The sequence below is a fragment of the Mycobacterium sp. MMS18-G62 genome (genome assembly GCF_053877835.1).
The window spans coordinates 5,136,270-5,162,849 of the sequence record NZ_CM132662.1 but is presented as its reverse complement, the minus strand read 5'-3'; the positions used below and the strand labels follow the sequence as shown (position 1 = coordinate 5,162,849).

Sequence of the window (26,580 nt, the reverse complement as noted above, 5' to 3'; positions counted from 1 at the left end):
GTGCCAAGAACGGGTCCGTTCGAAGTCGGTGATCGCGTGCAGCTCACCGATGCGAAGGGTCGGCACTACACGATGATCCTGACGCCCGGCGGCGAGTTCCACACTCATCGCGGCATCATCGCGCTCGACAACGTCATCGGGCTGCCGGAGGGCAGCGTGGTCAAGTCCACCAGCGGCGACCAGTTCCTGGTGCTGCGGCCGCTGCTCGTCGACTACGTGATGTCGATGCCGCGCGGCGCACAGGTGGTCTATCCCAAGGACGCCGCGCAGATCGTGCACGAAGGTGACATCTTCCCGGGCGCACGCGTGGTGGAGGCCGGGGCCGGTTCAGGAGCGCTGACGTGTTCACTGCTGCGCGCCGTCGGACCCGACGGCCGGGTGATCTCCTACGACGTGCGCGACGACCATGCCGTTCACGCCGAGCGGAACGTCACAACGTTCTTCGGTGAGCGCCCGGCGAATTGGGAGTTGGTGATCGCCGACGTCGCCGACTATTCAGGTCCGGAAGTCGACCGCGTGGTGCTCGACATGCTGTCCCCGTGGGAGGTTCTCGACGCGATCGCACGCGCGTTGGTGCCAGGCGGGGTGCTGATGATTTACGTCGCGACGGTCACCCAGTTGTCACGCACGGTCGAGGCGCTGCGCGAGCAGCAGTGCTGGACCGAGCCGCGGGCATGGGAAAGCATGCAACGCGGTTGGCACGTCGTCGGTCTCGCTGTGCGTCCGCAACACACGATGCGCGGGCACACGGCGTTTCTGATCAGCGTGCGCAAATTGGCGCCTGGCGCCGTCGCCCCGATTCCGTTGCGGCGCAAGCGCCAACTCGGTTAGTCGTCGGTGCTGCGCCGCAAACCGCGACGCACAGAAAGCAGATCCATCTCGGGGCGTGAGGCCACCAATCGCTCGGCCGCATCGAGCACATCGACGGCGTGTGCTCGGTCTGCCGACACCACGGTCACGCCGATGCTGGCGCGCCGGTGCAGGTCCAAGGAACCGGTTTCGGCGGCAGACACCGCGAATCTGCGCTGCAGTTCGGCGATGACGGGACGGATGGCCGAGCGCTTCTGTTTGAGCGAGCGGACATCGCCGAGCAGCAGGTCGAATTCGAGCCAGCCGATCCACATCGCCGAACGCTCAGCGGGTCGGAGTCGCGGTCTGCTCCTGGCCCAGTTTCAGCAGCATGTCGGCGGTCTGGCGGGTGAGCTGCCAGGTGCCGTGGGTCGGGCTGAACTCCATCGGGAACGTGAAGTCGCCGCCGCTGCCACGATTGGACGTCTTGATGACGATGTTGGCCACGACATTTCCCGGATGGGCTTGCGCCCAGGTCATGTCATTGGCGTCGAACGACAACGGCATGAAGCCGCCGTCCTTCAAGGCTTTGGTGAAGCGGTCGAGCGAGGCGGCGTCGTCGGCGGTCGCGTATTCGACCAGGCCGAGCTTCTCGGCGCCGGGGATGTTCGGATCGGTCAGCCGGGCCATCACGTCGGTCAGCGCCGTTGGGGCAGGCAGCGGAGCCGTGGACGGCGGTGGCGGGGTCGGCATCGCCGGGGGCTTGGTGATCGGCCGCGGCGTCTCGACGGATGCCGCCGGCTTGCCGGTGTCATCGTCACCACACCCGCTAAGCCCGAGCGCCGCCGCAATTGCGACGGCGCCCAGGACTACGGCACAAGTGGTGCGGTGCACTCGTTGATCAGCCCGCCGCCGAGAGCAGGTTCAGGGCGGACTGCTTCGCGATCTGCCAGCCCGTCGGGCTCGGTCCGGCCACGAACTGGATGTTTTGCGTGGCGGTGGCCCCCTGCGCTGAGGTTGCGGTGACGTCGGCGGTCGCCAAGCCGCCCTCTTGATCGACGTTGGCGATGTTGAACGTCAGCGGGAACTTGCCCTCTGCGGCCGCCCGGTTGTAGGCCCGGTCGGCGGCGATCGTTTCGATCCTGCCCATCCCGCCTTGGATGTAGGACGCCTTGCCGGCGAACGAGCCGCCACCGGCGAGAGCCTGAAGTGTCTGCATCAGCGGACCCTGCAGATCCGGCGCCGGCGCCTGCGGGAATGGGGCGTCCCACACGACGGGTTGCACTGCCGGGGACGATGACAAGACGGGTGATGCAATGGAAGTCACACCTGCCGCGGCACCGCCGATCACAGCCACTGCTGCAACGCCGGTAACGAGGGTTTTCAGGGTCACGATTGTCCTTTCGATCGGCCCAACTTACGAGAGAGGTTAACAGTGTTGCTGGTGTGTCGAATTCCTACACCGCACACAAAGGCTGAATCGCCGGTAGCGTTGAAGTTGTTACTGCACCAATATTCGGTGCGGGAGGGAGCGCAACATGAGTGAGTCAGAGCGTTCGGACGGTTTTGGAACTTCCCCGGAATCCGGCATGTCCAGCGAGGATGCCGCGGAGCTGGAGGAGCTGCGCCGAGAGGCTGCGATCCTTCGCGAGCAGCTGGAGAACGCCGTGGGCCCGCAGAGTGGACTTCGCAGCGCCCGCGACGTGCACCAGTTAGAGGCCCGGATCGACTCGCTCGCCGCTCGTAACGCCAAGCTGATGGAAACCCTCAAAGAGGCCCGTCAGCAGTTGCTCGCATTGCGCGAAGAGGTCGACCGGCTGGGCCAGCCGCCGAGCGGTTACGGCGTGCTTCTGGGCGTGCAGGACGACGACACCGTCGATGTGTTCACCTCCGGCCGCAAGATGCGTCTCACGTGCTCCCCGAACATCGACACCAACACGCTGAAGCAGGGACAGACGGTTCGCCTCAACGAGGCGCTGACCGTCGTCGAGGCCGGCAACTTCGAAGCGGTCGGTGAGATCAGCACGCTGCGGGAGATCCTCGCCGACGGCCACCGCGCGCTGGTGGTCGGGCACGCCGACGAGGAGCGCATCGTCTGGCTGGCCGAGCCGCTGGTCGCCACCGAGCATCTCCCCGACGGCTACGACGACGAACGCGACGACGATCTGCGCCCGCGCAAGCTGCGCCCCGGCGACTCGCTGCTCGTGGACACCAAGGCCGGCTACGCGTTCGAGCGCATCCCCAAGGCCGAGGTCGAGGACCTGGTCCTCGAAGAGGTTCCCGACGTCAGCTACAACGACATCGGCGGCCTCGGCAGGCAGATCGAGCAGATCCGCGACGCCGTCGAGCTGCCGTTCCTGCACAAGGAGCTCTACCGCGAGTACTCGCTGCGCCCGCCCAAGGGTGTGCTGCTCTACGGTCCGCCCGGGTGCGGTAAGACGCTGATCGCCAAGGCGGTCGCCAACTCGCTGGCCAAGAAGATGGCCGAGGTGCGTGGTGATGACGCCCGCGAGGCGAAGAGCTACTTCCTCAACATCAAGGGCCCGGAACTGCTGAACAAGTTCGTCGGTGAGACCGAGCGCCACATCCGGCTGATCTTCCAGCGCGCCCGTGAGAAGGCGTCGGAAGGCACCCCGGTGATCGTGTTCTTCGACGAGATGGACTCGATCTTCCGCACCCGCGGCACGGGCGTGTCCTCGGACGTCGAAACCACGGTCGTGCCACAGCTGCTCAGCGAGATCGACGGCGTCGAGGGCCTGGAGAACGTCATCGTGATCGGCGCCTCCAACCGCGAGGACATGATCGACCCGGCGATCCTGCGGCCCGGCCGCCTGGACGTCAAGATCAAGATCGAGCGGCCGGACGCCGAAGCGGCACAAGACATCTTCAGCAAGTACCTCACCGAGGAACTGCCGATACACACCGACGACTTGGCCGAATTCGGCCAGGACCGCACGGCCTGCATCGAGGCGATGATCGTCAAGGTCGTCGACCGGATGTACGCCGAGATCGACGACAACCGGTTCCTGGAGGTCACCTACGCCAACGGTGACAAGGAAGTCATGTACTTCAAGGACTTCAACTCCGGCGCGATGATCCAGAACGTCGTCGACCGCGCGAAGAAGAACGCGATCAAGTCGGTGCTGGAGACCGGGCAACCCGGTCTGCGTATCCAGCATCTGCTCGACTCGATCGTCGACGAGTTCGCCGAGAACGAGGACCTGCCCAACACGACGAATCCCGATGACTGGGCCCGGATTTCGGGCAAGAAGGGCGAGCGGATCGTCTACATCCGCACGCTGGTCACCGGCAAGTCGTCGAGTGCGAGCCGTGCCATTGATACCGAATCGAACCTGGGGCAGTACCTGTAAGGCGGCCTACGTCTGCAGCGAGTAGCTGTTGGCCAAGTCGTCCTGGGTCACGCATGCTTCAGCGTTCGTCGTGTCGACGCGCAGCGGCGTCGACGGCGTCCTCGGCTCGTAACGCCACCCTTCGGGCAGCGACAACCGGCTTGCGAGCGTAGGCAGATCCGTGAGGGCCAGCGAGTGATCCACGGTCTGGCTCCATGTCTGCATGACCCAACGCCGACCGTCGGGGTCGATGAGTTCGTAGATCTCGCGGCCCGCGTCGAAGACGAAGATCGCTTTGCGATCCACCCGGTTGACTTTGTACGGCGCCGGATTCATCGACGTCAGTTTGACCGTCGCCTGGCGGATCATCTCGATAGCACCGAAGCTCTTGCGCTCCTGAGCTTCTGCGCCTAGTTTTCCGATGCTGCTCATCAGCCAGTAGCGAGGACCGTTGAGTAGTGCGGCTGCGGCGCCGTTTTCGGCGGCGATGGCCTGCGCATCGAGCTTGTCCCACAATTCTGCGGGGCAGTCATTGAGCGGAAAGGTGTTGTAGACGGTTGCTTCGGGTCCGGATTCGGTGACGCGGACGAGGAGCACCTCGCCGTAGCGCTTCCCGAACACGTCGTCGATCATCGTGACGTCGTCGGCGGCCATGCCCGCAACGTAACTCTCACGCGTCACGAGCGTGCGCGAAACGTACACAATTACTGGCGTGTCGCCGGATAGACACGCACGTCCCCAGCTTGCGCGTGGGCCCACGCGGTGGTTAGGGCCGGGAGTTCTCCATTTCCAGGTACGCGTCACGGCCGGCCAGGCTGACGGCCACGTCGGCGATCAGCGGATCGAAGAATCGCTGACGGTACAGCGGGTCCACGCTGGTGCTGACGGTGAAGTAGAGACCCGATAGTACCGCGACCAACAGAGACATGTGCACGATCGTCTGCGGTACGGGCACGTGGATACCGAACCACGTTCCGGGACAAGGCGGTTCACCGATCGGACAGCTCTGCTCCGACGACCACAGCACGGCGACGTCGTCGGGGACGGACACGATGCCGAGCGCCAGGAAGAAAGCGAACAGGCCCGCGGTGAACAACACCACCTGGATGGCCTGGGCCACCACCATGACTGCGACGACGTCGATCTGCTCGGCCGGCGACAGCGGGGTGCGAACCGGTTGAGTTCCTTCGCCGATCGCCAGCGGCGTGCCCGCCAGCAGGGTGGCCGCATCCGTCCGCTCGGCGCGGTCTTCCCTGAGCGCGCGTACCTCGTCGCGAATCGTCGTTACCATGAAGATGATCGCCACCACAGCTAGGAATCCAATTGTCTGCCAAAGCCTTTCGCGGGACATCCGGGCCGACAGCTGCCACAGCTCGCCGGTGAAATACACCAACACGGTCAGCATCAGCAGAGGCAGCGCCCTGCTCATCAGTGTGCCGAGAGCGCCGACCTGAACCCAGGCAAAGCGAAACGCCCACAAGACAATCGAGCCGATGCCCACATACGTCAACCAGATGGCGATGACTGCAACGATCGCGAAACCGATCACCTCCGCGGCGGCCAGACCCGAGAAACCGCTTCCTGCGAACGGAAGTCCAAAGACGAACAGCGCCATCACCAGAAGCGCCGCCGAGCGCCGGCCTGCCTCACTGAGCGTGGTGCCTGCCCGATGCAGCAGGTACAGCGCAAACGGTCCCGCGATCAGAAATAGTGTCAGCACGCCCAGCCGGGTCGCGTAGCCGAAGTCCGGGTCACCGTCGGTGAGCTCGGCCAGCGTCATCGTCAGTGCGATCGCGGCGCCGATGCCGCTGACCATGGGCGCCGACCGTTCGATCAGCGAGCGAGACCGGACCCGGCGGGTCAGCACCAGCGGCAGCCCGCGATGCAGGAACCACTCGTGCACCTGTCGCATGTCCGACACGCGCAACATTGTGCGCGATCGCAGCGGTGCTCGCTGGTCAGCGCGCCGATACGGCCGCGCGGTAACGATTACGCGCGGCCAACGTCAGTCGAAGATCGTCGATGACCGGATCGAAGAAGCGGGTCCGATACTCCGTGTCGCTGGCCGTGCGCGCGCTCATGTACATGAACGTCAGCGCACCGAGGAAGAACGTGACCTGAATCAGCGAATCCGGGACGGGGATCGTCATGCCGAGCACCGTGCCGTCGCTGCGGCCGTTGCGCGTCCATGCCGCAAGGACTTCGGGCGTCAACAGGATGAGGCCCAGGACCAAGAAGAGCAGCGCCATCATCGCGGCGATGATCAGGATCTGGCTGATTTGCGATGCGGCGACGACGAACATGACATTGAGCCGCTCGGCCCGGCTCAACGGCCGAGCCTGTTCCGGAGGCGGCATCGTCTCGAACGGCGTGCCGGCCAGCTGAGCGGAACGGTCGACGGCCGGTGACGGGGAAGCCATCACCGTCCTGACCCGTTCGGTGGTGATTGAAACCACGAACGCCGCCGCGATCGCGATGAGAAACAGCAGCGCCACCCACAAGCGACTGCGCGGGATCGACGCGGCCATCAGCCATACCGGCGAATTGAAGAAGACGAGAAACGTCAGCAGCAGCACCGGCAGGGCGCGGACCACCAATGAGCCTGCCGCGGCGAGGTTGGACATGGTCATCTGGACCGCCCAGCCGAAGATCGAACCTGCGCCGCATGCCGTCAACGCGAGGATGGCGACGATCACGATCGCCTCCACGATGAGGTCGACCAGCACGCGTGGGCTCGGGCCACCCAGGACGCCACCCGCGATTGCGATGGTGACCGCGACGGTGGATGCGATCGTGCGCCCGCGCAGCGTGTGAATGCGTGACACCAGCCAGCCCACTGTCGCCGCGATCGGCAGCACGAAGACCAACAGCGCCAGGACGAACCACTCCGTCCGCGTCGGCTGGCCCTCGATGTCGATTGTGTGTTTCCCGGTGATCTGGACGACGAGCGCGGAGTTCGCCATGAACACCGCGAATATCGCCAACGCCGGTGCCGATCGTGGCCACAGCCGACGAACCAACGCTCCGGGCCTCAGCACTGCGGGTAGACCCCGGTCGAGGAACCAGGCGTCAGCGGCCCGTCGTTGCGTCACGTCAATCATGGAGCGCCACGCTGTTCCTCTGGAGATGGCACGGTCGCAGGCTACTGCGATCCGTCCCTTACGCTGGGCGACATGCAACGGATTATCGGAACCGAGGTCGAGTACGGCATTTCATCGCCGTCCGATCCGACCGCGAATCCGATCCTGACCTCAACGCAGGCGGTGCTCGCCTACGCGGCGGCCGCCGGCATCCAGCGCGCCAAGCGCACCCGCTGGGATTACGAGGTGGAGTCGCCGCTGCGCGACGCCCGCGGATTCGACCTGAGCCGCTCGGCCGGCCCGCCACCGGTGGTGGACGCCGACGAGGTCGGCGCGGCCAACATGATCCTGACCAACGGCGCCAGGCTCTACGTCGACCACGCGCATCCCGAGTATTCAGCTCCCGAGTGCACCGACCCGCTGGACGCGGTGATCTGGGACAAGGCAGGGGAGCGCGTCATGGAGGCCGCCGCGCGCCACGTGGCCAGCGTTCCCGGCGCCGCCAAGCTGCAGCTCTACAAGAACAACGTAGACGGCAAGGGCGCCTCCTACGGGTCGCACGAGAACTATCTGATGAGCCGCCAGACGCCGTTCTCCGCGGTGATCCAGGGGCTGACCCCGTTCCTGGTGTCCCGGCAGGTGATCACCGGATCAGGGCGGGTCGGCATCGGGCCGTCGGGCGATGAGCCGGGTTTCCAGCTGTCGCAGCGCTCGGACTACATCGAGGTCGAGGTCGGCCTGGAGACGACGCTCAAGCGCGGCATCATCAACACCCGCGACGAGCCGCATGCCGACGCCGACAAGTACCGGCGACTGCACGTGATCATCGGCGACGCGAATCTCGCGGAGACGTCGACCTACCTCAAGCTCGGCGCCACGGCGCTGGTGCTGGACCTCATCGAAGAGGGCATGGATCTGACGGACCTGGCGCTGGCCCGGCCGGTGCACGCCGTTCATGTGGTCAGTCGAGACCCGTCGCTGCGCGCGACCGTCGCGCTTGCCGACGGCCGCGAGCTGACAGGCCTTGCGCTGCAACGGATCTACTTGGATCGGGTGGCCAAGCTGGTGGACAGCCGCGATCCCGATCCACGCGCCGCCGACATCGTGCAGACGTGGGCCAACGTCTTGGACTTGCTCGAGCGTGACCCGATGGAATGCGCCGAGATCCTCGACTGGCCTGCCAAGCTTCGGCTACTGGAGGGCTTCCGGAATCGGGAGAACCTGAGCTGGTCGGCGCCGCGCCTGCACCTGGTGGACCTGCAGTACTCCGACGTCCGGTTGGACAAGGGGCTGTACAACCGGCTGGTGGCACGCGGCTCGATGAAACGCCTTGTCAACGAGCAGCAGGTGATCGACGCCGTGGAGAACCCGCCCACGGACACCCGCGCCTATTTCCGGGGGGAATGCCTGCGCCGATTCGGCGCCGACATCGCCGCGGCCAGCTGGGACTCGGTGATCTTCGATCTGGGCGGTGATTCACTCGTCCGGATTCCAACCCTCGAGCCGCTGCGGGGGAGTAAGGCGCACGTCGGAGCCCTGCTGGACTCCGTCAACAGCGCCGTGGAACTGGTAGAACAGCTCACCACCTAGGTGTACGCCGTAGCGACGCCGTGGTGTTGCAAGCGGGCAACGCCCTGGGGCGAGTCACAGCAACACCACCAGCAGGATGACCGCCGCGAACACGATCGCGCCGACTATCCACACCACCGCGAAGCTGGGCTTTTCGGGTGCGTATTGCCTGAAAAGGCACTCGCTTGGATGGCTGCAGTCGCAGCGGCGGGCGCAGTCGCTTGGGTTCATTCTTTCTCCGGTTGCCCGAACGGATCGAGCCGCATGACCGGCTCGAGCGCGGCCAACTTGGGGTGTTGCGGGTTGTAGGGCCTGGTCACGGCGGGTTATAGCCCTTCTGTTAGCTGAGCGCTATAGCTACATAATGGCTAAACTAACTGGGAATTTGCGTACAGCGTTCGGTGGCGACACCGAGTTCGCCAAGGCCAACACAGCGGGCGCTGACCGGTAGTGTGGAGTAACCGGCGGGCGGCTGTGAGCCCGCCGATGACTATCAGGAGGCAGCGATGGCTCAGGAGCAGACCAAGCGTGGCGGTGGCGGCGGCGAGGACGACGACCTCACCGGCAGCACGGCCGCCGGGCAAGAGCGTCGCGAGAAGCTGGCCGAGGAGACTGACGACCTGCTCGATGAGATCGACGATGTTCTCGAGGAGAACGCCGAAGACTTCGTGCGCGCGTACGTCCAGAAGGGTGGCCAGTGACCTGGCCGCATCGCGAACAGCTGGCCTTCCCGTCACCCCTACCCGGAGCACCTTCTGTCCCTGTGGACCTGTCGTCCTTTTCTGAACTGCTGCGCCGCCAGGCGCCCGAACTCTTGCCCGTCAATCGGGCGGACGGACCTGCCGTCAGCCCGGGAGACGCGCTGCCGCACGGCACCACTATCGTCGCGCTGAAGTATCCGGGCGGCGTGGTGATGGCGGGCGATCGCCGCTCGACGCAGGGCAACATGATCGCCGGCCGCGATGTGCAGAAGGTCTACATCACCGACGACTACACCGCGACCGGGATAGCCGGCACGGCAGCGATCGCGGTGGAGTTCGCCCGGCTGTACGCCGTCGAATTGGAGCATTACGAGAAGACCGAGGGCGTGCCGCTCACGTTCCGCGGCAAGGTCAACCGGCTGGCGACGATGGTGCGCGGCAATCTGGGTGCGGCCCTGCAGGGGTTTGTCGCGCTGCCGCTGCTCGCCGCCTACGACCTTGACGACCCGAACCCGGATGCGGCCGGGCGAATCGTGTCGTTCGACGCTGCCGGCGGGTGGAACCTGGAAGAAGAGGGCTACCAGTCGGTGGGATCGGGTTCCATCTTCGCGAAGTCGTCGATGAAGAAGCTCTATTCACGGGTGACGGATGGGGATTCGGCGCTGCGGGTCGCGGTGGAAGCGCTCTACGACGCGGCCGACGACGACTCGGCGACGGGCGGACCGGACCTGGTGCGCGGCATCTATCCGACCGCGGTGATCCTTCGCGCCGAGGGCGCCGAGGAGGTTCCCGAAAGCCGGATCGCCGAGCTGGCGCGCGAAGTCATCGAAAGCCGTTCGCGCAGTGACACCTTCGGCCCCGACAGCGCTGCTCAATCGCATGACGCGCGAGGAGACTCGTGAGCTTTCCATATTTCATCTCGCCCGAGCAGGCGATGCGCGAGCGCTCGGAGCTCGCGCGCAAAGGCATCGCCCGCGGCCGAAGTGTGGTGGCGTTGGCGTACTCCGGCGGTGTGCTGTTCGTCGCGGAAAACCCCTCGCGGTCGCTGCAGAAGGTCAGCGAGCTCTACGACAGGGTCGGGTTCGCCGCCGTCGGCCGGTTCAACGAGTTCGACAACCTGCGCCGCGGCGGCATCCAATTCGCCGACACCCGCGGGTATGCCTATGACCGTCGCGATGTAACCGGCCGCCAGCTCGCCAACGTGTATGCGCAAACGCTCGGCACGATCTTCACCGAACAGGCCAAGCCGTATGAGGTCGAGCTGTGCGTGGCCGAGGTCGCACACTACGGCGAGACCAAACCGCCTGAGCTGTACCGCATTACGTACGACGGGTCGATCGCCGACGAACCTCATTTCGTGGTGATGGGCGGCACCACCGAGCCGATCGCGTCGGCGCTCAACGAGTCCTACTCGGAGAATCTCGACCTATCCGACGCCGTGAAGATCGCCGTCGATGCGCTGAAGGCGGGCGCCGGCAACGGTGGCTCGGAACCGCGGACATTGGGGCCGTCGACGCTGGAGGTCGCCATCCTCGACGCGAACAGGCCTCGCCGGGCGTTCCGGCGGATCATCGGCTCGGCCCTTGAAGCTCTTCTGCCCGTTGATGATTCGGATTCGAAGGACAAGAAGGCCGACGGCGACTAGATTTCGGTCATGCCCGAGCTGGTGACGGCCGAGGCGCCGATTCTGCCCTGGCCGCGGATGCTGCGGCAGCACTGGGTGAACCTGTCGTTCCTGCATTGGGCGGTCGACCCGAAAAGCATCGAGCACCTCTATCCGGCGGGAACCGAGCCGGACACCTTCGAGGGCAGCAGCTTCGTCGGTGTGGTGCCGTTTCAGATGAAGTTCTTCGGCCTTTTCTTGGAGACCAACGTCCGGCTGTATTCGGTGGACCGCACCGGCCGCCGCGGCGTGGTCTTCCTCTCACTCGACACCAACCGGCCGGACGTGGTCGCAGGGGGCAGATGGATCTTCGGTGTGCCCTATCGGTGGGCTCGCATGGGTTACCGCGAGGACGCCGACCGCCGCACCTACACCTCGACGGTGCGGTGGCCCGCAACGTCAGCGGCGAGCAGGGTCGAGGTGCGCGTCGGCGACGGACTGGTTGCCGGCCCGCTGGAGCATTTCCTCACCGCCCGCTGGGGACTGCACGTCGCGCGCGGCGGCCGCACCTGGTACATGCCCAACGAGCATCCGGTTTGGGCGCTGCGCCGGGCCGAGCTGATCGGTTTCGACGACGAGGGTCTGTTGGCATCCGTCGGTCTCGGCGATCTCGGCAATCGGCCGCCCGACCACGTGATCTTCAGCGACGGCGTGGCCGCGCGATTCGGGCTGCCGGTGCGGTCGACGAAGCCGCGGGTGATCAAGCCGGTAACGCGTTGACGACCGCTTCGGCGAGATGTCGAAGGTCATCGCTTCGTCCGCTCGACGGCCTGCGGGCTCGCTAGCCGACTTCGCGGGGTCGGGCACGGATGAGGATGAGCTCCGCGAACTGGTCGGCCGCCTCCAACGGGGTGAAATGCCCGACACCGTCGGCCAGGTGCAGCCGCACATCGGTGAAGTAGTACTCGAGGCGATCCGCCCAGTCGCGTGGGAACAGCGGATCATGTTGCGGCCAAAGCACATCCGTCGGCACGTGAATCTTGATGGCGCGCTCGGGTGGCAGCTCGGTGAGCGACTGCGCGATCATCCCCGCGCCCGTGCGGTACCACGCGATCGACGCGGTGAATGAGCCAGGAAGGGCGTAGTCGGATGTCAGTCGGTCCAGCTCGTCCTCGGAGAGAACGAAATTCGGCCCCGACCAATGGTTCCAGAAATGCCGCAGATACTCGCGAACGGCGTCGGGATTGCCGTCGATCAGCTGCGCGGCCAGCGGCAGCTGGTGGAAGGCCTGATACCAGAACTCGCCCTGCGCCTGTGCGGTCAAGACACGGTCGCCGGCACCGGGCAACGGGGGTGACAACACAAGCGATGACACGAGGTCGGGTTGCATCCGGGCCACACTCTGTGCCACACGGCTGCCCACGTCGTAGCCCGCCAGCACGACATCGGTCAGGCCGAGCTCCTTGATCAGCCCGATCACGCTGCTGGCTTGGGCGGTCGCGCTGTAGAAGTGGCGCACCGCGACCTCGTGCTTGTCTGAACCGCCGAAGCCGCGGAGATCGGGGACGACGACATCGGCGATGTCGCCGAGTAACGGAACCACCCGGCGGTAGTCGTGGCGGTTGCCCGGCCATCCGTGCAGCAACACCACGGGTGGAGCGCCGGTGCGCCCGAATCGGTCGAAGGCCAGCCGGAACCCGTCCACTGGGGCGCTGCGCGACCACATCCGCCCATTCTTGTCATCAATCACCCGGCTTTGTGCAAGGTTTCGCGATCACCGGTGATGACCGCCAGGATGTTTCGCCACGCATCCGACGGCCAATTCAGCACATCGGAATGGGCCTGCGGGCCGGCCATCAGCCGGCCGTCGTCATAATGTCCTGTGGCCAAACGGATTACGCCGGGCATCTCGTCGGGATCCGCGCCGTGTGGGCCGCCGGGAATGCCCTGCACGGCCTCGATGAAGTCACCGGGCGCGGTCATCGAGAAACGCAGCACATCTGGGTTGCGGTTGTGCCAGTCGCCGGGGTCGTCGACGCCGACACCCGCACCGGCGGCCGCGACGAACAGTGTCCGGTCCGAAGTGAGGCCCAACGCCTCCGCGGTGCCGACGATGGACCCGCCGTACGAATGGCCGATGTAGGTCACGGGTACCGGCCGACCCGTCGCATCGACGGTCCGGTCGACGTCTTCGGAAAACGCCACCAGCCGCGGCGCCATGTTCAGCGCGTACCGCGGGTCTGCGGCGTCGACGAGCGCCGTCGCCACATTGCTCCCCTGCGGGAAAGGGCCACCCAGATACGTGATGACCGCAACGTCGCCGCGTGTCGCCGAGACGAATCGCCTGGCAGTCTGGGTATTGGCGGCTGAGCCTTCGATCGAAGTGTTCAGCCCGGGGACCAGGACGGCGACGCTTCTGGCCGCCGACAAATTTCCGTTGAGCTCCACCAGTTCGGCGCGGTTGGGATCGAACGCCAGAATCTGCCGGCCGATTCGACGGCCCGTGCCGGCCGGGTCGTCGACCTCGCCGAGCAGGCTGCGATAGAAGTCCTTGCGCCGCAACGAATCCGGGTTGTCACCGGGCTCGTCGAGGATCGCCTGTGCGATGTTGAGGCGATTCGCCGCGATGCGCATGTCCCACGGCACGCCGTCGGTGTTGCCGACCTGATGCGGGAATTCGGCCACGAGCCGGTCGCGCTGCTCGACGGTCATCGTGGCGACCTGATCGGCGATCCTGTCCTGGCTCATCGTCGGCCAGGCGCTGGCGGGGACGGTAGCGGCGGGCCGGGGGAGCGGCGACGATGCGAGGGCCTCCCTGATGTCGTGCGCGGCATCGGCATCGGCGGCGCCCAGCCGGTTCAGCGCGTCGACCACCTGGTCAGTCAGTGCGGCGGCGCGCAACGCGAGCATGTCGTGAGCCACGTGGACGTCGCCGCCCGACAGTGCGACGAGAACGGGCACCGGGCCGGCCCGGATCGTCACTGTTCCGTCGTCGCCGATTGCGTACCCGTCGTCGCGCGCCTTGGCGGTCTGCGCCTTCACGTCGTCGCGGGCCTTCGTGATCTGCTCGGCGCCGTCGCGCGCGGCGACCGACGCCACGACCAACGACCGAGCCGCGGCGTCACCGGCCGCGGCGATGCTGTCTGCGTCGCGTCTCGCCGCGTCGGCGGCGGCACCGGTCCAGTAGTCACGGCTGCGACCGATGTCGGCCATGACGGCATCGACATGGGCCGACAGCTGGCGCGTCGCCTCGTCCCAGCCGTCGGCCAGTCGGCTCAGTGCGTCAGGCCGCCACGCCTCGGCCTGCGAGACTTTCGGTCTCACCGCCCGAAGCGGTCGCCGTTGCGGCGGTCGGCCCGCTCCATGGCATCGGCCGACATGTGCGCGGCCACCGCCCAGCCCCGCATATTGGCGACCACATCCGTGAGCCGGGCTGCGACGAGGTCAGGCGCGGCGACGTTTCCGACTGCCGACCCCTGCAGGTCGTCGGGATCCAGTTCGGGCCAACGCATCTCGGCGATGGAGTCGGCGGCCTGCATTACGCGGTTGGCCACACTTCGCAGCTGTGTCAGATCGACTTCCGTTCGTCCCCCCATGCCTCATGCTGGCAGATCTGAGGCTGCGCTCGCAGAAGTTATCCACAGGCCTCAGGCGTCGAGGCGGCCGAACGGCACGTAGTCGAATGTGCCGGTGCCCTTGTAATACGGCGTGCGGGCGTAGAGGTCGAGTTGAGGTGGTGCCGCGAAGCCACCCCACAGCGCTTCGCCGAGAACCATGCTGATGCCGTGTTCCACTCCGCATGGGGCGAATACCACGTCGAACTGCTCCATGTCGTGCCACGCTCCCTGCGCCCAGGCCTTGGCGTTCCCATCCCACAGCACCACGCATTCGTCGGACGCCGGATGTGTATGCACGGCGGTGGTCAACCCCTCGTCGCCGTTGGCGAAATGGAATCCCGTTGAGCGCGGTCCGTAGCCCGGCCACAGCACGAACACCATCGGCGCCTCGATGACATCGATCTTCGCTCCGCTGAAGACGTTGAAAAGCGCTCCACCACTGCGAATTTCGTCGACCGTCAGGTTCTCCGCGCGGACCGCGGCATCGGAGTCATGGAATGCCAGCTGCGACGGCCCGCTCAGGTTCCCAGAGGCGGCGTTGCTGCGCGCGAACCATGCGGCCTCACTGTTGATGACCCCGTACTGGCGGTTGTACAGACCCGCACCCTCGTACAGCTCGAATTCGGGCGGCGAGATCGACGCGACCGCGACGAGTCCTGGGCCGTCGGGCGTCGCTCTGATCGCGTGCTCAACCGGAGGCGGGAAGAACGCCATATCGCCAGGGCGGAACCGAACCCACTCGCCGCGGACGTAGGCTTCGCCGTCGCCCTGCACGGCCAGCACGGCCTCCTCTGCCAACCCGTAGCTGTGCATCTCGGTCTGCTGCCCCGCGGCGAGCGTCAGCACGTGCACGGCCTGCGTTTGAAAACCGGTCCCCGGCCAGGCGATCAACCGTGTACTGACGCCGTGGATTTCGGTCTCCACGCCGTCGTTGAGTGAACCGATCGCACCGTTCGCGCGGATCTGGGCGCCAGTTCGGTGACGCGCGCGGTACGGGTCGCTGTAGCGAGCGGGAAGCTGCATGGCAAACGAGTCTAGGAATCTGTTGAACCGCAAATTGACGAATCTGTGAGAATTCGCGGGGCCCCATGGCGGCTTCGGCGCGGCTTGCGCGCCGCGCCGGGCGAGCAACCAGTAGTCTCGATGACGTGCAGCGACGAATCATGGGCATCGAGACCGAATTCGGTGTCACCTGCACGTTCCATGGCCATCGCCGGCTCAGTCCCGACGAGGTTGCCCGCTACCTATTCCGGCGGGTGGTGTCGTGGGGCCGCAGTTCCAATGTTTTCTTACGCAACGGCGCGCGGTTGTATCTCGATGTGGGCAGCCACCCCGAGTACGCCACCGCTGAGTGCGACAGCCTGACCCAGTTGGTGACCCACGATCGCGCCGGCGAGCGGGTGCTGGAAGACCTGCTGATCGACGCCGAGCAGCGGCTGGCCGACGAGGGCATCGGCGGCGACATCTATTTGTTCAAGAACAACACCGACTCGGCCGGGAACTCCTACGGCTGCCACGAGAACTACCTGATCGTGCGGGCAGGCGAGTTCTCCCGCATCTCCGATGTACTGTTGCCGTTCCTGGTCACCCGCCAGCTCATCTGCGGTGCGGGCAAGGTGCTGCAGACCCCCAAGGCCGCGACGTTCTGCTTGTCCCAGCGTGCCGAGCACATCTGGGAGGGCGTGTCCTCGGCGACGACGCGGTCGCGGCCGATAATCAACACACGCGACGAGCCGCACGCCGATGCCGAGAAGTACCGGCGGCTGCACGTAATAGTGGGCGACTCGAACATGTGCGAGTCCACGACGATGCTCAAGGTCGGTACGGCCTCGCTGGTGCTGGAGATGATCGAGGCCGGTGTGGCGTTCCGCGACTTCTCGCTGGACAACCCCATCCGCGCGATCCGCGAGGTCAGCCACGACCTCACCGGCAGGCGCCCGGTGCGGTTGGCGGGCGGCAGGCAGGCCAGCGCGCTCGACATTCAGCGCGAGTACTACCAGCGCGCCGTCGAGTACCTGCAGACTCGCGAGCCCAATTCGCAGATCGAGCAGGTCGTCGACCTGTGGGGTCGCCAGCTCGACGCGGTGGAGAGCCAGGACTTCGCCAAGGTCGATACCGAGATCGACTGGGTGATCAAGCGCAAGCTGTTCCAGCGCTATCAGGACCGCTACAACATGGAGCTGTCCGATCCGAAGATCAGCCAGCTGGATCTGGCGTACCACGACATCAAGCGTGGTCGCGGCGTGTTCGACCTGTTGCAGCGCAAGGGCCTGGCGGCCCGCGTCACCACCGACGAGGACATCGAGGCCGCGGTCAACACCCCGCCGCAGACCACGAGGGCCAAGCTGCGCGGCGAGTTCATCAGCGCCGCACAGGAAGCGGGCCGGGACTTCACCGTCGACTGGGTGCACCTCAAGCTCAACGACCAGGCGCAGCGGACCGTGCTGTGCAAGGACCCGTTCCGCTCGGTCGACGAGCGGGTCAAGCGGCTGATCGCTTCGATGTAGCCAACCACCCGCGAGCGCTCAGCTACGTACGGTTTTCGGGCTGAACTCCGTACATAAGTGAGCGCTCGCCGGTTATGCACAAGCCGCATTGGCGGCCACACCCCGGCGCATCCCACAATGCCGGAATGCCGCCGGAACTCAGCGCCGTGTTCGCCGCGCAGGGCGGAGTCGCCACCTATTCGCAGATCCTCGACCATCTGACCCGCCGCGGTATGCAGCGTCGGCTCCGCAGCTCCGATCTGGTCAGGATCTTTCCGGGCATCTACAGCATTGGTGCACCGGACGTTTTCACTCGGCTAAGCGGAATAGACGTCCGCTGCGGTGAACAGGTCGCGGTGTGTTTAGGCACCGCAGCGGCAATCTTCGGATTCGACACGGAGGACGTCACCGAATTGCACGTCCTCAACCCGCAGGGCCATCTGTTGCGTGAGTACGCCGGGCTCAAAGTGCACCGGCGGGAAGGCGCACCACTCACCAGCCACCGCTGCCGTCCGCTCACCACGCCAAGCTGGACGGCCGTCGAGGTCGCGCGGAGCTTGCGCCGGCCGCGTGCGTTGGCGACGCTCGACGCAGCCTTGCGCAGCCAATACTGCGATCGCCGCGACCTCGTAGGAGCCGCGAAGGCCCAGGCAGGCCGGCGCGGAATAGTCGTGGTCCGCGAACTCATACCGCTGGCCCGGCCGGAGGCCGAGTCACCGATGGAAAGCGAGGCCCGTCTTGTCATGCTCGACGGAGGACTGCCAGAACCCCTTCTGCAGTACGAGATTGTGGACCGGGACGGGAGACTGTGGCGAGTCGACTTTGCCTGGCCGGATCGCCGGGTCGCGGTTGAATTCGACGGATTCGATTGGCACAGTTCGCGAGAAGCGCTACGAAAGGATCGCCAGAAGAGGGCTGCCCTCGAAGAGATCGGCTGGCGGGTGTTGTCCATCGTCAGCGACGACGTGCGAAGGCAGCCCGATGTGATGGTGCGCCGCATCGATGCCCAACTTGCGCGGATTGATGCTGCGTGAGCGCTAGTGTGCGTACGGTTCGGACGCGAAATTCCGTACCAGGCTGAGCGCTCGCCACGGCCCACCCACACTAGGCTGTGCCAAGTGGCGATCTCCAAAGTCGAACGGCTGATGAACCTTGTCATCGCGCTGCTGTCGACCCACACCTTCATCACCGCCGAACGGATCCGCGAGACCGTGTACGGCTACTCGGACGACGCCACCGACGAAGCGTTCTCCCGCATGTTCGAGCGCGACAAGAACGAACTGCGGGACCTGGGCATTCCGCTGGAAACAGGGCGGGTGTCGCAGTTCGACCCGACCGAGGGCTACCGCATCAATCGCAAGGCCTACGCGCTTCCGGCCGTCGAACTCACCGCGGACGAGGCCGCCGCGGTCGCCGTGGCCACGCAGCTCTGGGAGTCACCGGAACTGATCACCGCCACCCAGGGCGCACTGCTCAAGCTGCGCGCGGCCGGCGTGGACGTCGAGGCCGCCGACGCGGGCGTCGCGATCACCTCGGCCGCGGCCCTGCCGGGGCTGCGCGGTTCCGAGGAAGTTCTCGGAATCCTGTTGTCCGCCATCGATTCCGGTCAGGCCGTGCAGTTCCCGCACCGGTCGTCCCGCAGCGAGCCTTATACGACGCGCACCGTGGAGCCCTGGGGTGTCGTCACCCATAGGGGCCGTTGGTACCTCGTGGGCCACGACCGCGACCGCGACGCCACCCGGACCTTCCGGCTGTCCCGCATTGGCGCCGACGTCACCCCGATCGGCCCGTCCGGCGCGGTCAAGCGCCCCGAAGGGGTCAACCTGCGAGAGATCGTCGACCGCGCGGTGGCCGAGTGGCCGACCGGCGGGCAGGCGCGGGTCTGGGTCGCCGAAGGGCGGGCCACCGCGCTGCGCCGTCAGGCAACGGTGGTCGGCCCCAGGACGCTCGGTGGCCGTGCGGGCGAGGAGATCACGCTCGACATGGGGATGTTGGACCGGCTGGCCCGCGAAATCGCCAGCTACGGTGCCGACGCCGTCGCGCTCGAACCGCAGTCGTTGCGCGACGACGTGCTGGCGCGCCTTCGCGCCCAGGCCGGCCAGGCGGACGAGGTGAGAACATGACAGCCGTGTCGACACGCTTGGTGCGGCTGCTGAACATGGTTCCGTATTTTCAGGCCAACCCGAGGATCACCTATGCCGAAGCGGCCTCCGAGCTTGGCGTGACCATCAAACAGCTGCGCGACGACCTCAACCAGCTGTGGATGTGCGGGTTGCCCGGCTACGGCCCTGGCGACTTGATCGACTTCGAATTCTCCGGCGACACAATCGAAGTCACGTTCACCGCGGGCATCGATCATCCGCTGCGGCTGACATCGCCGGAAGCGACCGGGGTGCTGGTGGCGCTGCGGGCACTCGTCGATGTGCCGGGCATGGTCGACCCCGAGGCCGCGCGCAGCGCGATCGCCAAGATCGAATCCGCCGCGGGCACAGTCGGCCAGGGCGCCGAGGCCGCGGTCGACGAACGCGCGCCGGTGGAAAGCGAGGCGGCCGCCGCCGTCCGCGCTGCCGTGCGAAACGGTCGCGCCCTGACGATCGAGTACTACTCGGCCTCCCATGACGTACTGACGAGCCGGGTCGTCGACCCGATCCGGGTGGTGCTGGTCGCCGACCACAGTTACCTGGAGGCATGGTGCCGATCGGCTGAGGGAGTGCGGCTGTTCCGGTTCGACCGCATTGTGGACGCACGTGTGCTCGACGAGCCGTCGGCACCGCCGCCGCCGGCTGTCCAGGCCGGCCCCGACACGTCGCTCTTCGACGCGGATCCGTCGCTGCCGTCGGCGAAGCTCTCGATCGAGAAGTCGGCGTCGTGGATGTTCGACTATTACCCGCTTCGGGTGATCCGCGAGCTCCCCGACGGAGCCTGCGAAGCGGCGATGACCTACGCCTCCGAAGACTGGATGGCCCGTTTCGTGCTGGGCTTCGGATCCGCGGTCCGCGTGCTCGAACCCGAGACGCTGGCGGCTCGGGTCCGCGAATCGGCGGCGGCCGCGCTGAGCGCCTACGAAGTCGGAGCCGGCGGGGTCTGACGAGTAGACTCGGGCCTTGACGTCTGGAGGTGACCAAATTGGGCGGTCTACAACCCTGGCACTGGGTGATCGTGATCGCGATATTCGTGCTGCTCTTCGGTGCCAAGAAGCTCCCGGACGCAGCGCGTTCGCTCGGACAATCGATGCGGATCTTCAAGTCCGAGGTCAAGGAGATGCGAACGGATGCCAAGCCGGAGACGCCGCCGGCTACGCCCATCGCGTCGGAACGCGCCGACACCCCCGCAGCGGGGCCCGACGTCGCCGGCCAAGCGGCTCCCCAAACCCCGCAGCAGCCGTCGGACAAACACACGGCCTGACCTCCGCCGACTCCATGGCCGCAGCATGACGCGGCGTCGATAACCCGTGCGCACCCCCGGACTTTTCAAGAAACTCGATCCTCGCCGACGTCGGTCGCGCGTGAATCCCGACGGCACGATGTCGCTCGTCGAGCATCTCCATGAGCTGCGCACAAGGTTGCTGATCGCCGTGGCCGCGATCGTGGTGACGACGATCGTCGGGTTCTTCTGGTACAGCCACGGCGTCTTCGGGCTGCCCAGTCTCGGGGACTGGCTGCGCGGGCCGTACTGTCGCTTGCCCGCGTCGTCGCGCGCGACCATCGCCCCCAACGGTGAATGCCGGCTCCTTGCCACCGCCCCGTTCGACCAGTTCATGCTCCGCCTCAAAGTGGGCCTCACGGCCGGCATCGTGATGGCCTGCCCGGTGTGGCTGTATCAGCTGTGGGCGTTCATCACGCCCGGGCTGTACCGCAAGGAGCGTCGGTTCGCGATCGCGTTCGTCGGCGTCGGCGCGACGCTGTTCATCTGCGGGGCGGTGCTGGCCTACGTCGTTCTGTCGAAGGCTCTGGGCTTCCTGTTGACCGTCGGCAGCGACGTGCAAGTCACCGCGTTGTCCGGCGAACAGTACTTCGGCTTCCTGATCAACTTGCTGCTGGTGTTCGGCATCAGCTTCGAGTTCCCGCTTCTGATCATCATGCTCAACTTGGTCGGGGTGCTGACCTATGCGCGGCTCAAATCGTGGCGTCGCGGAATGATCTTCGGACTGTTCGTGTTTGCCGCGTTCGCCACACCCGGCTCGGATCCGTTCTCGATGCTGGCGCTCGCGATGGCGTTGTCCCTACTGCTCGAGATTGCGATCCAGTTCGCCCGGGTGCACGACAAGCGCAAGGCCCGCCGTGAGGCCCTCGCAGACGTGCCAGAGGACCAGGCCTCGCCGATCGGCACCGTCGAGCCGATCGAACCGCCGACCGCCGTGCCGACGCCGGCGCGACTTGTGGTCGATGACGACGCCACCTGACGGCCAGCTGGCTGGCTTCGTCGAGCAGTTGCCCTTTGCGCTCGACGACTTTCAGCTCCGGTCGTGTCAGGCATTGGAGAACGGGCACGGCGTCCTGGTCTGCGCACCGACCGGCGCAGGCAAGACCGTGGTCGGCGAGTTCGCTGTGCACCTGGCGCTGGCAGCGGGCCGAAAGTGCTTCTACACCACGCCAATCAAGGCGCTGAGCAACCAGAAACACAACGACCTGGTGGCCCGATACGGCCCTGAGAAGATCGGTCTGCTCACCGGTGACCAGTCCATCAACGGCGATGCCGACGTCGTGGTGATGACCACCGAAGTGCTTCGCAATATGTTGTATGCGAATTCGCCTGCGTTGTACGGCCTTTCGTATGTCGTGATGGACGAAGTGCACTTCCTGGCCGATCGGATGCGCGGTGCGGTGTGGGAGGAGGTGATCCTGCACCTGCCCGACGACGTGCGGCTGGTCAGCCTGTCGGCGACGGTCAGCAATGCCGAGGAGTTCGGCGGCTGGATTCAGACCGTGCGCGGCGACACGACCGTGGTGGTCGACGAACACCGTCCGGTTCCGTTGTGGCAGCACGTGTTGGTGGGCAAGCGGCTGTTCGACCTTTTCGACTACCGCGCGTCGGCGAAATCGGGCCGAGAGCTGCTCGTCGACCCGGAGCTGTTGCGCCACATCGCCCATCGCCGCGAGGCGGACCGGCTCACCGACTGGAATCCGCGTGGCCGCGGCCGCGGACGCCCGACGATGTACCGGCCGCCGCCGCGGCCCGATGTCATCGCCACGCTCGGCCGTGAGGAATTGCTGCCAGCCATCACATTCGTGTTCTCCCGCGCCGGCTGCGACGCCGCCGTCAAGCAATGCCTGCGGTCCTCGCTGCGGCTGACCACCGACGAGGAGCGCGCTCGCATCGCCGAGGTGGTCGACCGTCGGACCGCCGACCTCAACGAGGCCGACCTCATCGTGCTCGACTACCACGAATGGCGCGAGGGTCTGCTGCGCGGACTGGCCGCCCACCACGCCGGGATGCTGCCGACGTTCCGCCACACCGTGGAAGAACTGTTTACCGCCGGGCTGGTGAAGGCCGTATTCGCCACGGAGACATTGGCTTTGGGTATCAATATGCCGGCACGCACGGTGGTACTCGAGCGGCTGGTCAAGTACAACGGCGAGCAACATGTGCCGCTGACACCGGGGGAGTACACGCAGCTGACGGGTCGCGCCGGCCGGCGCGGCATCGACGTCGAAGGCCACGCGGTCGTGCTGTGGAACCCCAACGACAGCACCGCCGACCCTGCCGAGGTGGCTGGGCTCGCGTCCACCCGCACCTTCCCGCTGCGCAGTTCGTTTGCGCCGTCGTACAACATGACCATCAACCTGGTGAACCACATGGGGCCGACGCAGGCGCACAAACTGCTGGAGGCGTCGTTCGCGCAATACCAGGCCGACCGCTCCGTGGTCGGGCAGGTGCGCGCCATCGAGCGCGGTGAAGCGATTCTCGACGAGATCGCAGGCGAACTCGGTGGTCACGACTCGTCGATCCTCGACTACGCGCGGCTGCGGGCTCAGATCTCGGAACGTGAACGCGCCCAGTCGCGGGCATCGCGACTGCAACGTCGCAAAGCCGCCAACGACGCACTGGCCGCGCTGCGCCGCGGCGACATCATCACCATCACCCACGGCCGCCGCGGCGGGCTGGCCGTCGTGCTCGACGCCGACCGCGACAGCGACGACCCGCGGCCGCTCGTGCTGACCGAACACCGTTGGGCGGGAAGGATTTCGTCGGCCGACTACTCGGGGGCGTCCGAGCCGTTGGGGTCGATGCAGCTGCCGAAGCGCGTCGAACATCGCAACCCGCGGGCGCGACGCGATCTCGCGTCGGCGCTGCGCTCCGCGGCCGCCGGGCTGGATGCGCCATCGGTCAAGGCCAAGCGCAGCGGCCCGCCGACCGAGCGCGACATCGATCCCGAATTGGCCGTGCTGCGAGAACAATTGCGCCGCCATCGCGCACACCAGCTGCCCGACCGCGAAGCCAATGTCCGGCTGGCAGAACGGTATCTGCGCATCGAACGTGACAACGAACAAATCCGCCAGAAGGTCGCCGCGGCAACCAACTCGCTTGCCCGCACCTTCGACCGAATCGTCGTGCTGCTGACCGAACGCGGATTCATCGAGTCCGGTGATGGTGACCCGAAGGTCACCGACGACGGGCGGCTGCTCGCCCGGATCTACAGCGAGAGCGACCTATTGGTCGCCGAATGCCTGCGCAGTGGCACCTGGGAAGGCCTGGACGCGGCCGAGCTTGCGGCCGTGCTGTCGTCGGTTCTCTACGAATCTCGCGGCGACGCGCCCGGCGCGCCGGATGGCATCAACGTGCCGACGGGCAAGCTGCGACGTGCCCTGAACCAGACGCGCAGGCTGTGGACGGAACTGCGCGCCGACGAGCAGCGGCATCGCATCACCCAAAGCCGGGAGCCGGACGACGGTTTCGTGCCCGCCGTCTACCGCTGGGCCACGACCGGCGACCTGACCAGCGCGCTCGCCGCATCCGATGCCGCCGGCAGTGGGTCACCGCTATCAGCAGGCGATTTCGTGCGGTGGTGCCGCCAAGTCCTCGACCTGCTGGACCAGGTCCGCAACGCCGCGCCGACACCGGCGATGCGCGCCACCGCGAAACGCGCAATCGCCGACGTTCGACGCGGCGTCGTGGCTGTTGATGCCGGGTAGTGTGTTCGCCAGCAGCGCGATCCATGAGCGAGGAGAGACATGAGCGGACCGCAAGGATCTGATCCGACGCAGCCGTGGCCCGGTCAACAGCCCGAGCCCGGCAAGGACCAGCCGTCAAGCGAGCCGTCGGGCAACCAGGCGTGGCAGCCGCCGACCTCCGGAGCCGAGCAGCAGCCCACCCAGGCCGCGCCGGCGTGGCAGCCGCCCGCCTACGACCCGCAACAGCAGCAGTACCCGCAGTACCAGCAGCCAGGCCAAGGGGTCCAGCAGCCGGCATACCAGCCGCCGCAGCAGTACCCGCCGACCGAGCAGTTCGGCCAGCAGCCGGGTGAGTACAACCCGCAGCAGTACGCCGGTCAATACGGGCAGCCCCAGTACGGCCAGCAATACGGGCAGCCGGGCGCCCAGTACGGCCAGCAGCCTGGACAGTACGGTCAGCAGCCGGGCCAGTACGGCCAATATCCGCCGTACCAGGCGCCGGGGGCTGAAGAAGGCTCCAAGCGTTCATTGGCGGTCATCGGCGGCGTGATCGGCCTGTTGGCCGCGATCATCGTCGCCGTCGTGCTCGTGCTCGGGTTCTGGAAGCCGGGCTTCTTCGTCACCACCAAGCTGGACATCAACGCCGCGCAGACCGGCGTGCAGCAGATCCTGACCGACGAGGCCAACGGCTACGGCGCCAAGAACGTCAAGGACGTCAAGTGCAACCAAGGCGAAAGCCCGACGGTGAAGAAGGGCGGAACCTTCAACTGCGAGGTCAGCGTCGACGGCACCAAGCGTCAGGTGACTGTGACGTTCCAGGACGACAAGGGCACCTACGAGGTCGGTCGGCCTAAGTAGCCCCGGGGAGGCCGTCGAGCGCGGCTTGTAGCCGCCCGACCGACGACGTCACGCCGTAGCGCTCGGCCAGTTCGGCGACCTTGCGTGGATGTTCGGCGGCCAGCGGCAGCGTGTCCGACGAAGTCGACAGCTTGACCTTGCAGTCACTCGCGACCTGCACCACGGGTCCGGCGGCCTCGATGTAGTCGGTCGCCGCGAGCAGCTTGGTCCGATACGCCTTGGACATCCTCGATTTCGGGTCATGGGCGGATTCCAGGATTGCCGCCAACGAGCCGTGCTGGGCCAGCAGCGTGGCCGCGGTCTTCTCGCCGACGCCGGGGACACCTGGCAGCCCGTCAGACGGGTCACCCCGCAGCAACGCGAGTTCGGCGTAGGCCGGGCCAGCGCGGTCGACGGGCACGCCGTAGTGGTCGGCCACTTCCGCCGGTCCCCATTTCGTCGCCTTGGCCAGCCCCCGGCCCAGGTAGAGCACCCGGACTTCGACGGGTTCGTCGCGGACCAGCTGCAGCAGGTCGCGGTCACCACTGACCACGACCACCGGGTCCTTGCGCTCGCGGGCGACCAGCGTGCCCAGCACGTCGTCGGCCTCGGATTCAGGCGCCCCCGCCGTCGGTATGCCGAACGCGTCCAGGATTTCCAGGATCCATTCGATCTGCGGAATCAGCTCGTCGGGCACCTCTTCGATGTCGGGCTCGTCGCCCGGCTCTTCGACGGCGACGCGGTGCGCCTTGTACGACGGAATCAGGTCGACACGCCATTGTGGCCGCCAGTCATCGTCGCGGCACACCACCAGACGTGTCGGCCGCTCGCGGGTGATGACCGTCGCGACGGCATCGAGAAAGCCGCGCAGCGCGTTGACGGGCCGGCCGTCGGGCGTCGTGATCGACGATGGCACGCCGAAATACGAGCGAAACCACATGCTGGCGCCGTCGAGCAGCAACAGGGACATGCGGGCCATCCTGCCAGGGGAAGGCGCGCGGTCGGCCGTCGCCGCGTTCGAGTCCTCGATTCACGCCACTGTGAGACATTGGGCCCATGATCGAACTACTGCCTGCCATGCCAGAGGGAGTGACGGGGATTCGCGTGTCGGGCCGCGTGCGCGGCGACGACCTTCGCGAGTTCAAGCCCGCGATGGAGGACCTTCTGAAAAACGGCCAAATCAGAATCGTCGAGGTGATCGCGCCCGACTACGAGGGCTTCGGGCCAGGCGGCCTGATCGAGGACCTGAAGTTGGGGTTCGGTGCCCTGATTCACCATCACTCGGCGTTCAAGCGAATTGCGGTTGTCTCCGATATGGACTGGGTCGCCCACGCGCTGCACGCCTTCGCCTGGATGGTGCCCGGCGAGCTCGCCCTGTTTCGGCTCGACGAGCTTGACCGGGCTATCGAATGGGCCGCCGGCTGACCTGGCGCCTA

The 26,580-nt window shown here is 66.5% G+C and carries 28 protein-coding genes; 16 read left to right on the top strand and 12 right to left on the bottom strand.

All coding sequences use genetic code 11. From position 1 onward, the window contains the following. Complete coding sequence (locus ACWW36_RS25725; RefSeq protein ID WP_456138764.1) at positions 1 to 831, top strand: tRNA (adenine-N1)-methyltransferase; 831 nt, start codon at positions 1 to 3, stop codon at positions 829 to 831. On the opposite strand, the gene ACWW36_RS25720 is transcribed toward ACWW36_RS25725, so the two are convergent. The 3 genes from ACWW36_RS25720 to ACWW36_RS25710 are packed head-to-tail and all read right to left on the bottom strand — an operon-like array spanning position 828 to position 2,182. Beyond that, positions 828 to 1,124, bottom strand: coding sequence for a DUF503 domain-containing protein (locus ACWW36_RS25720; RefSeq protein WP_456138763.1), 297 nt, complete (start codon positions 1,122 to 1,124; stop codon positions 828 to 830). The two genes, ACWW36_RS25725 and ACWW36_RS25720, sit on opposite strands and share 4 nt — an antisense overlap. A gap of 10 nt (positions 1,125 to 1,134) precedes the next feature. Beyond that, positions 1,135 to 1,683 carry a hypothetical protein gene (locus tag ACWW36_RS25715; protein ID WP_456138762.1) on the bottom strand — a complete coding sequence of 183 codons (549 nt, stop codon included), beginning with the start codon at positions 1,681 to 1,683 and terminating at the stop codon, positions 1,135 to 1,137. Between the two features lie 7 nt (positions 1,684 to 1,690). Further along, complete coding sequence (locus ACWW36_RS25710) at positions 1,691 to 2,182, bottom strand: hypothetical protein (protein ID WP_456138761.1); 492 nt, start codon at positions 2,180 to 2,182, stop codon at positions 1,691 to 1,693. Positions 2,183 to 2,327: 145 nt separating this feature from the next. Between ACWW36_RS25710 and arc the strand changes: the two genes are divergently transcribed. Beyond that, positions 2,328 to 4,160 (top strand): proteasome ATPase, encoded by a 1,833-nt coding sequence (gene arc / locus ACWW36_RS25705; protein ID WP_456138760.1) that lies wholly within the window; start codon positions 2,328 to 2,330, stop codon positions 4,158 to 4,160. Between the two features lie 6 nt (positions 4,161 to 4,166). Here the strand turns inward: arc and ACWW36_RS25700 are convergent, their stop codons facing one another. From ACWW36_RS25700 to ACWW36_RS25690, 3 genes are all read right to left on the bottom strand, one after another. Beyond that, the gene (locus ACWW36_RS25700; RefSeq protein ID WP_456138759.1) at positions 4,167 to 4,793 is read right to left on the bottom strand and encodes a hypothetical protein; all 627 of its coding nucleotides are present in this window, start codon (positions 4,791 to 4,793) and stop codon (positions 4,167 to 4,169) included. A gap of 112 nt (positions 4,794 to 4,905) precedes the next feature. Continuing rightward, positions 4,906 to 6,069 carry a hypothetical protein gene (locus ACWW36_RS25695; protein WP_456138758.1) on the bottom strand — a complete coding sequence of 388 codons (1,164 nt, stop codon included), beginning with the start codon at positions 6,067 to 6,069 and terminating at the stop codon, positions 4,906 to 4,908. A gap of 28 nt (positions 6,070 to 6,097) precedes the next feature. Then, positions 6,098 to 7,240, bottom strand: a complete 1,143-nt coding sequence (locus ACWW36_RS25690; protein ID WP_456138757.1) for a hypothetical protein — start codon at positions 7,238 to 7,240, stop codon at positions 6,098 to 6,100. Positions 7,241 to 7,312: 72 nt separating this feature from the next. Between ACWW36_RS25690 and dop the strand changes: the two genes are divergently transcribed. Further along, on the top strand, positions 7,313 to 8,809 hold the full coding sequence (gene dop / locus ACWW36_RS25685) for a pup deamidase/depupylase (protein ID WP_456138756.1): 1,497 nt from the start codon (positions 7,313 to 7,315) through the stop codon (positions 8,807 to 8,809). Positions 8,810 to 8,863: 54 nt separating this feature from the next. Here the strand turns inward: dop and ACWW36_RS25680 are convergent, their stop codons facing one another. Further along, positions 8,864 to 9,019, bottom strand: coding sequence for a hypothetical protein (locus ACWW36_RS25680; protein WP_456138755.1), 156 nt, complete (start codon positions 9,017 to 9,019; stop codon positions 8,864 to 8,866). 275 nt (positions 9,020 to 9,294) lie between these two features. On the opposite strand from ACWW36_RS25680, the gene ACWW36_RS25675 reads away from it, so the two are divergent. Genes ACWW36_RS25675 through ACWW36_RS25660 form a run of 4 tightly spaced genes read left to right on the top strand, consistent with a single transcriptional unit; the run spans position 9,295 to position 11,872 of the window. After that, positions 9,295 to 9,489, top strand: a complete 195-nt coding sequence (locus tag ACWW36_RS25675) for a ubiquitin-like protein Pup (protein WP_003887572.1) — start codon at positions 9,295 to 9,297, stop codon at positions 9,487 to 9,489. A gap of 20 nt (positions 9,490 to 9,509) precedes the next feature. Beyond that, complete coding sequence (prcB, locus tag ACWW36_RS25670) at positions 9,510 to 10,391, top strand: proteasome subunit beta (protein WP_456142624.1); 882 nt, start codon at positions 9,510 to 9,512, stop codon at positions 10,389 to 10,391. Further along, positions 10,388 to 11,134 carry a proteasome subunit alpha gene (prcA, locus tag ACWW36_RS25665; protein WP_456138754.1) on the top strand — a complete coding sequence of 249 codons (747 nt, stop codon included), beginning with the start codon at positions 10,388 to 10,390 and terminating at the stop codon, positions 11,132 to 11,134. Before prcB ends, prcA begins: the two co-directional genes overlap by 4 nt. 9 nt (positions 11,135 to 11,143) lie before the next feature. Continuing rightward, entirely contained in the window at positions 11,144 to 11,872 is a 729-nt protein-coding gene (locus ACWW36_RS25660) for a YqjF family protein (RefSeq protein ID WP_456138753.1), read from the top strand. A gap of 61 nt (positions 11,873 to 11,933) precedes the next feature. Here ACWW36_RS25660 and ACWW36_RS25655 read toward each other — a convergent pair whose 3' ends face one another. The 4 genes from ACWW36_RS25655 to ACWW36_RS25640 are packed head-to-tail and all read right to left on the bottom strand — an operon-like array spanning position 11,934 to position 15,732. Continuing rightward, entirely contained in the window at positions 11,934 to 12,818 is an 885-nt protein-coding gene (locus ACWW36_RS25655) for an alpha/beta fold hydrolase (RefSeq protein ID WP_456138752.1), read from the bottom strand. A 20-nt stretch (positions 12,819 to 12,838) separates the two neighbouring features. After that, the gene (locus ACWW36_RS25650; protein ID WP_456138751.1) at positions 12,839 to 14,416 is read right to left on the bottom strand and encodes an alpha/beta hydrolase; all 1,578 of its coding nucleotides are present in this window, start codon (positions 14,414 to 14,416) and stop codon (positions 12,839 to 12,841) included. After that, the gene (locus ACWW36_RS25645) at positions 14,413 to 14,688 is read right to left on the bottom strand and encodes a DUF7162 family protein (protein WP_456138750.1); all 276 of its coding nucleotides are present in this window, start codon (positions 14,686 to 14,688) and stop codon (positions 14,413 to 14,415) included. The genes ACWW36_RS25650 and ACWW36_RS25645 overlap by 4 nt, the downstream gene beginning before the upstream one ends. Before the next feature lie 51 nt (positions 14,689 to 14,739). Next, entirely contained in the window at positions 14,740 to 15,732 is a 993-nt protein-coding gene (locus tag ACWW36_RS25640; protein WP_456138749.1) for a cupin domain-containing protein, read from the bottom strand. 125 nt (positions 15,733 to 15,857) lie between these two features. On the opposite strand from ACWW36_RS25640, the gene pafA reads away from it, so the two are divergent. The 8 genes from pafA (at position 15,858) to ACWW36_RS25600 (ending at position 25,165) form a co-directional block, all read left to right on the top strand. Continuing rightward, positions 15,858 to 17,216: a Pup--protein ligase gene (gene pafA / locus ACWW36_RS25635; protein WP_456138748.1), complete on the top strand. Its 1,359-nt coding sequence runs from the start codon at positions 15,858 to 15,860 to the stop codon at positions 17,214 to 17,216. A 125-nt stretch (positions 17,217 to 17,341) separates the two neighbouring features. Next, on the top strand, positions 17,342 to 18,229 hold the full coding sequence (locus ACWW36_RS25630) for a DUF559 domain-containing protein (RefSeq protein ID WP_456138747.1): 888 nt from the start codon (positions 17,342 to 17,344) through the stop codon (positions 18,227 to 18,229). Positions 18,230 to 18,313: 84 nt separating this feature from the next. Then, positions 18,314 to 19,318: a helix-turn-helix transcriptional regulator gene (locus tag ACWW36_RS25625; RefSeq protein WP_456138746.1), complete on the top strand. Its 1,005-nt coding sequence runs from the start codon at positions 18,314 to 18,316 to the stop codon at positions 19,316 to 19,318. Then, complete coding sequence (locus ACWW36_RS25620; RefSeq protein ID WP_456138745.1) at positions 19,315 to 20,283, top strand: helix-turn-helix transcriptional regulator; 969 nt, start codon at positions 19,315 to 19,317, stop codon at positions 20,281 to 20,283. The genes ACWW36_RS25625 and ACWW36_RS25620 overlap by 4 nt, the downstream gene beginning before the upstream one ends. Before the next feature lie 38 nt (positions 20,284 to 20,321). Then, complete coding sequence (tatA, locus tag ACWW36_RS25615) at positions 20,322 to 20,600, top strand: Sec-independent protein translocase subunit TatA (RefSeq protein WP_456142623.1); 279 nt, start codon at positions 20,322 to 20,324, stop codon at positions 20,598 to 20,600. Between the two features lie 46 nt (positions 20,601 to 20,646). Continuing rightward, entirely contained in the window at positions 20,647 to 21,597 is a 951-nt protein-coding gene (gene tatC / locus ACWW36_RS25610) for a twin-arginine translocase subunit TatC (RefSeq protein WP_456138744.1), read from the top strand. Beyond that, positions 21,581 to 24,328, top strand: a complete 2,748-nt coding sequence (locus ACWW36_RS25605) for a DEAD/DEAH box helicase (protein ID WP_456138743.1) — start codon at positions 21,581 to 21,583, stop codon at positions 24,326 to 24,328. The genes tatC and ACWW36_RS25605 overlap by 17 nt, the downstream gene beginning before the upstream one ends. A gap of 39 nt (positions 24,329 to 24,367) precedes the next feature. Continuing rightward, positions 24,368 to 25,165: a DUF4333 domain-containing protein gene (locus ACWW36_RS25600; RefSeq protein WP_456138742.1), complete on the top strand. Its 798-nt coding sequence runs from the start codon at positions 24,368 to 24,370 to the stop codon at positions 25,163 to 25,165. Here the strand turns inward: ACWW36_RS25600 and ACWW36_RS25595 are convergent. Then, a complete protein-coding gene (locus ACWW36_RS25595) occupies positions 25,158 to 26,114 on the bottom strand; it encodes a 5'-3' exonuclease (protein WP_456138741.1) in 957 nt (318 codons plus the stop codon). The genes ACWW36_RS25600 and ACWW36_RS25595 overlap by 8 nt on opposite strands. 86 nt (positions 26,115 to 26,200) lie before the next feature. On the opposite strand from ACWW36_RS25595, the gene ACWW36_RS25590 reads away from it, so the two are divergent. After that, positions 26,201 to 26,569, top strand: coding sequence for an STAS/SEC14 domain-containing protein (locus tag ACWW36_RS25590; RefSeq protein ID WP_456138740.1), 369 nt, complete (start codon positions 26,201 to 26,203; stop codon positions 26,567 to 26,569). The last annotated feature ends 11 nt before the right edge of the window (positions 26,570 to 26,580 follow it).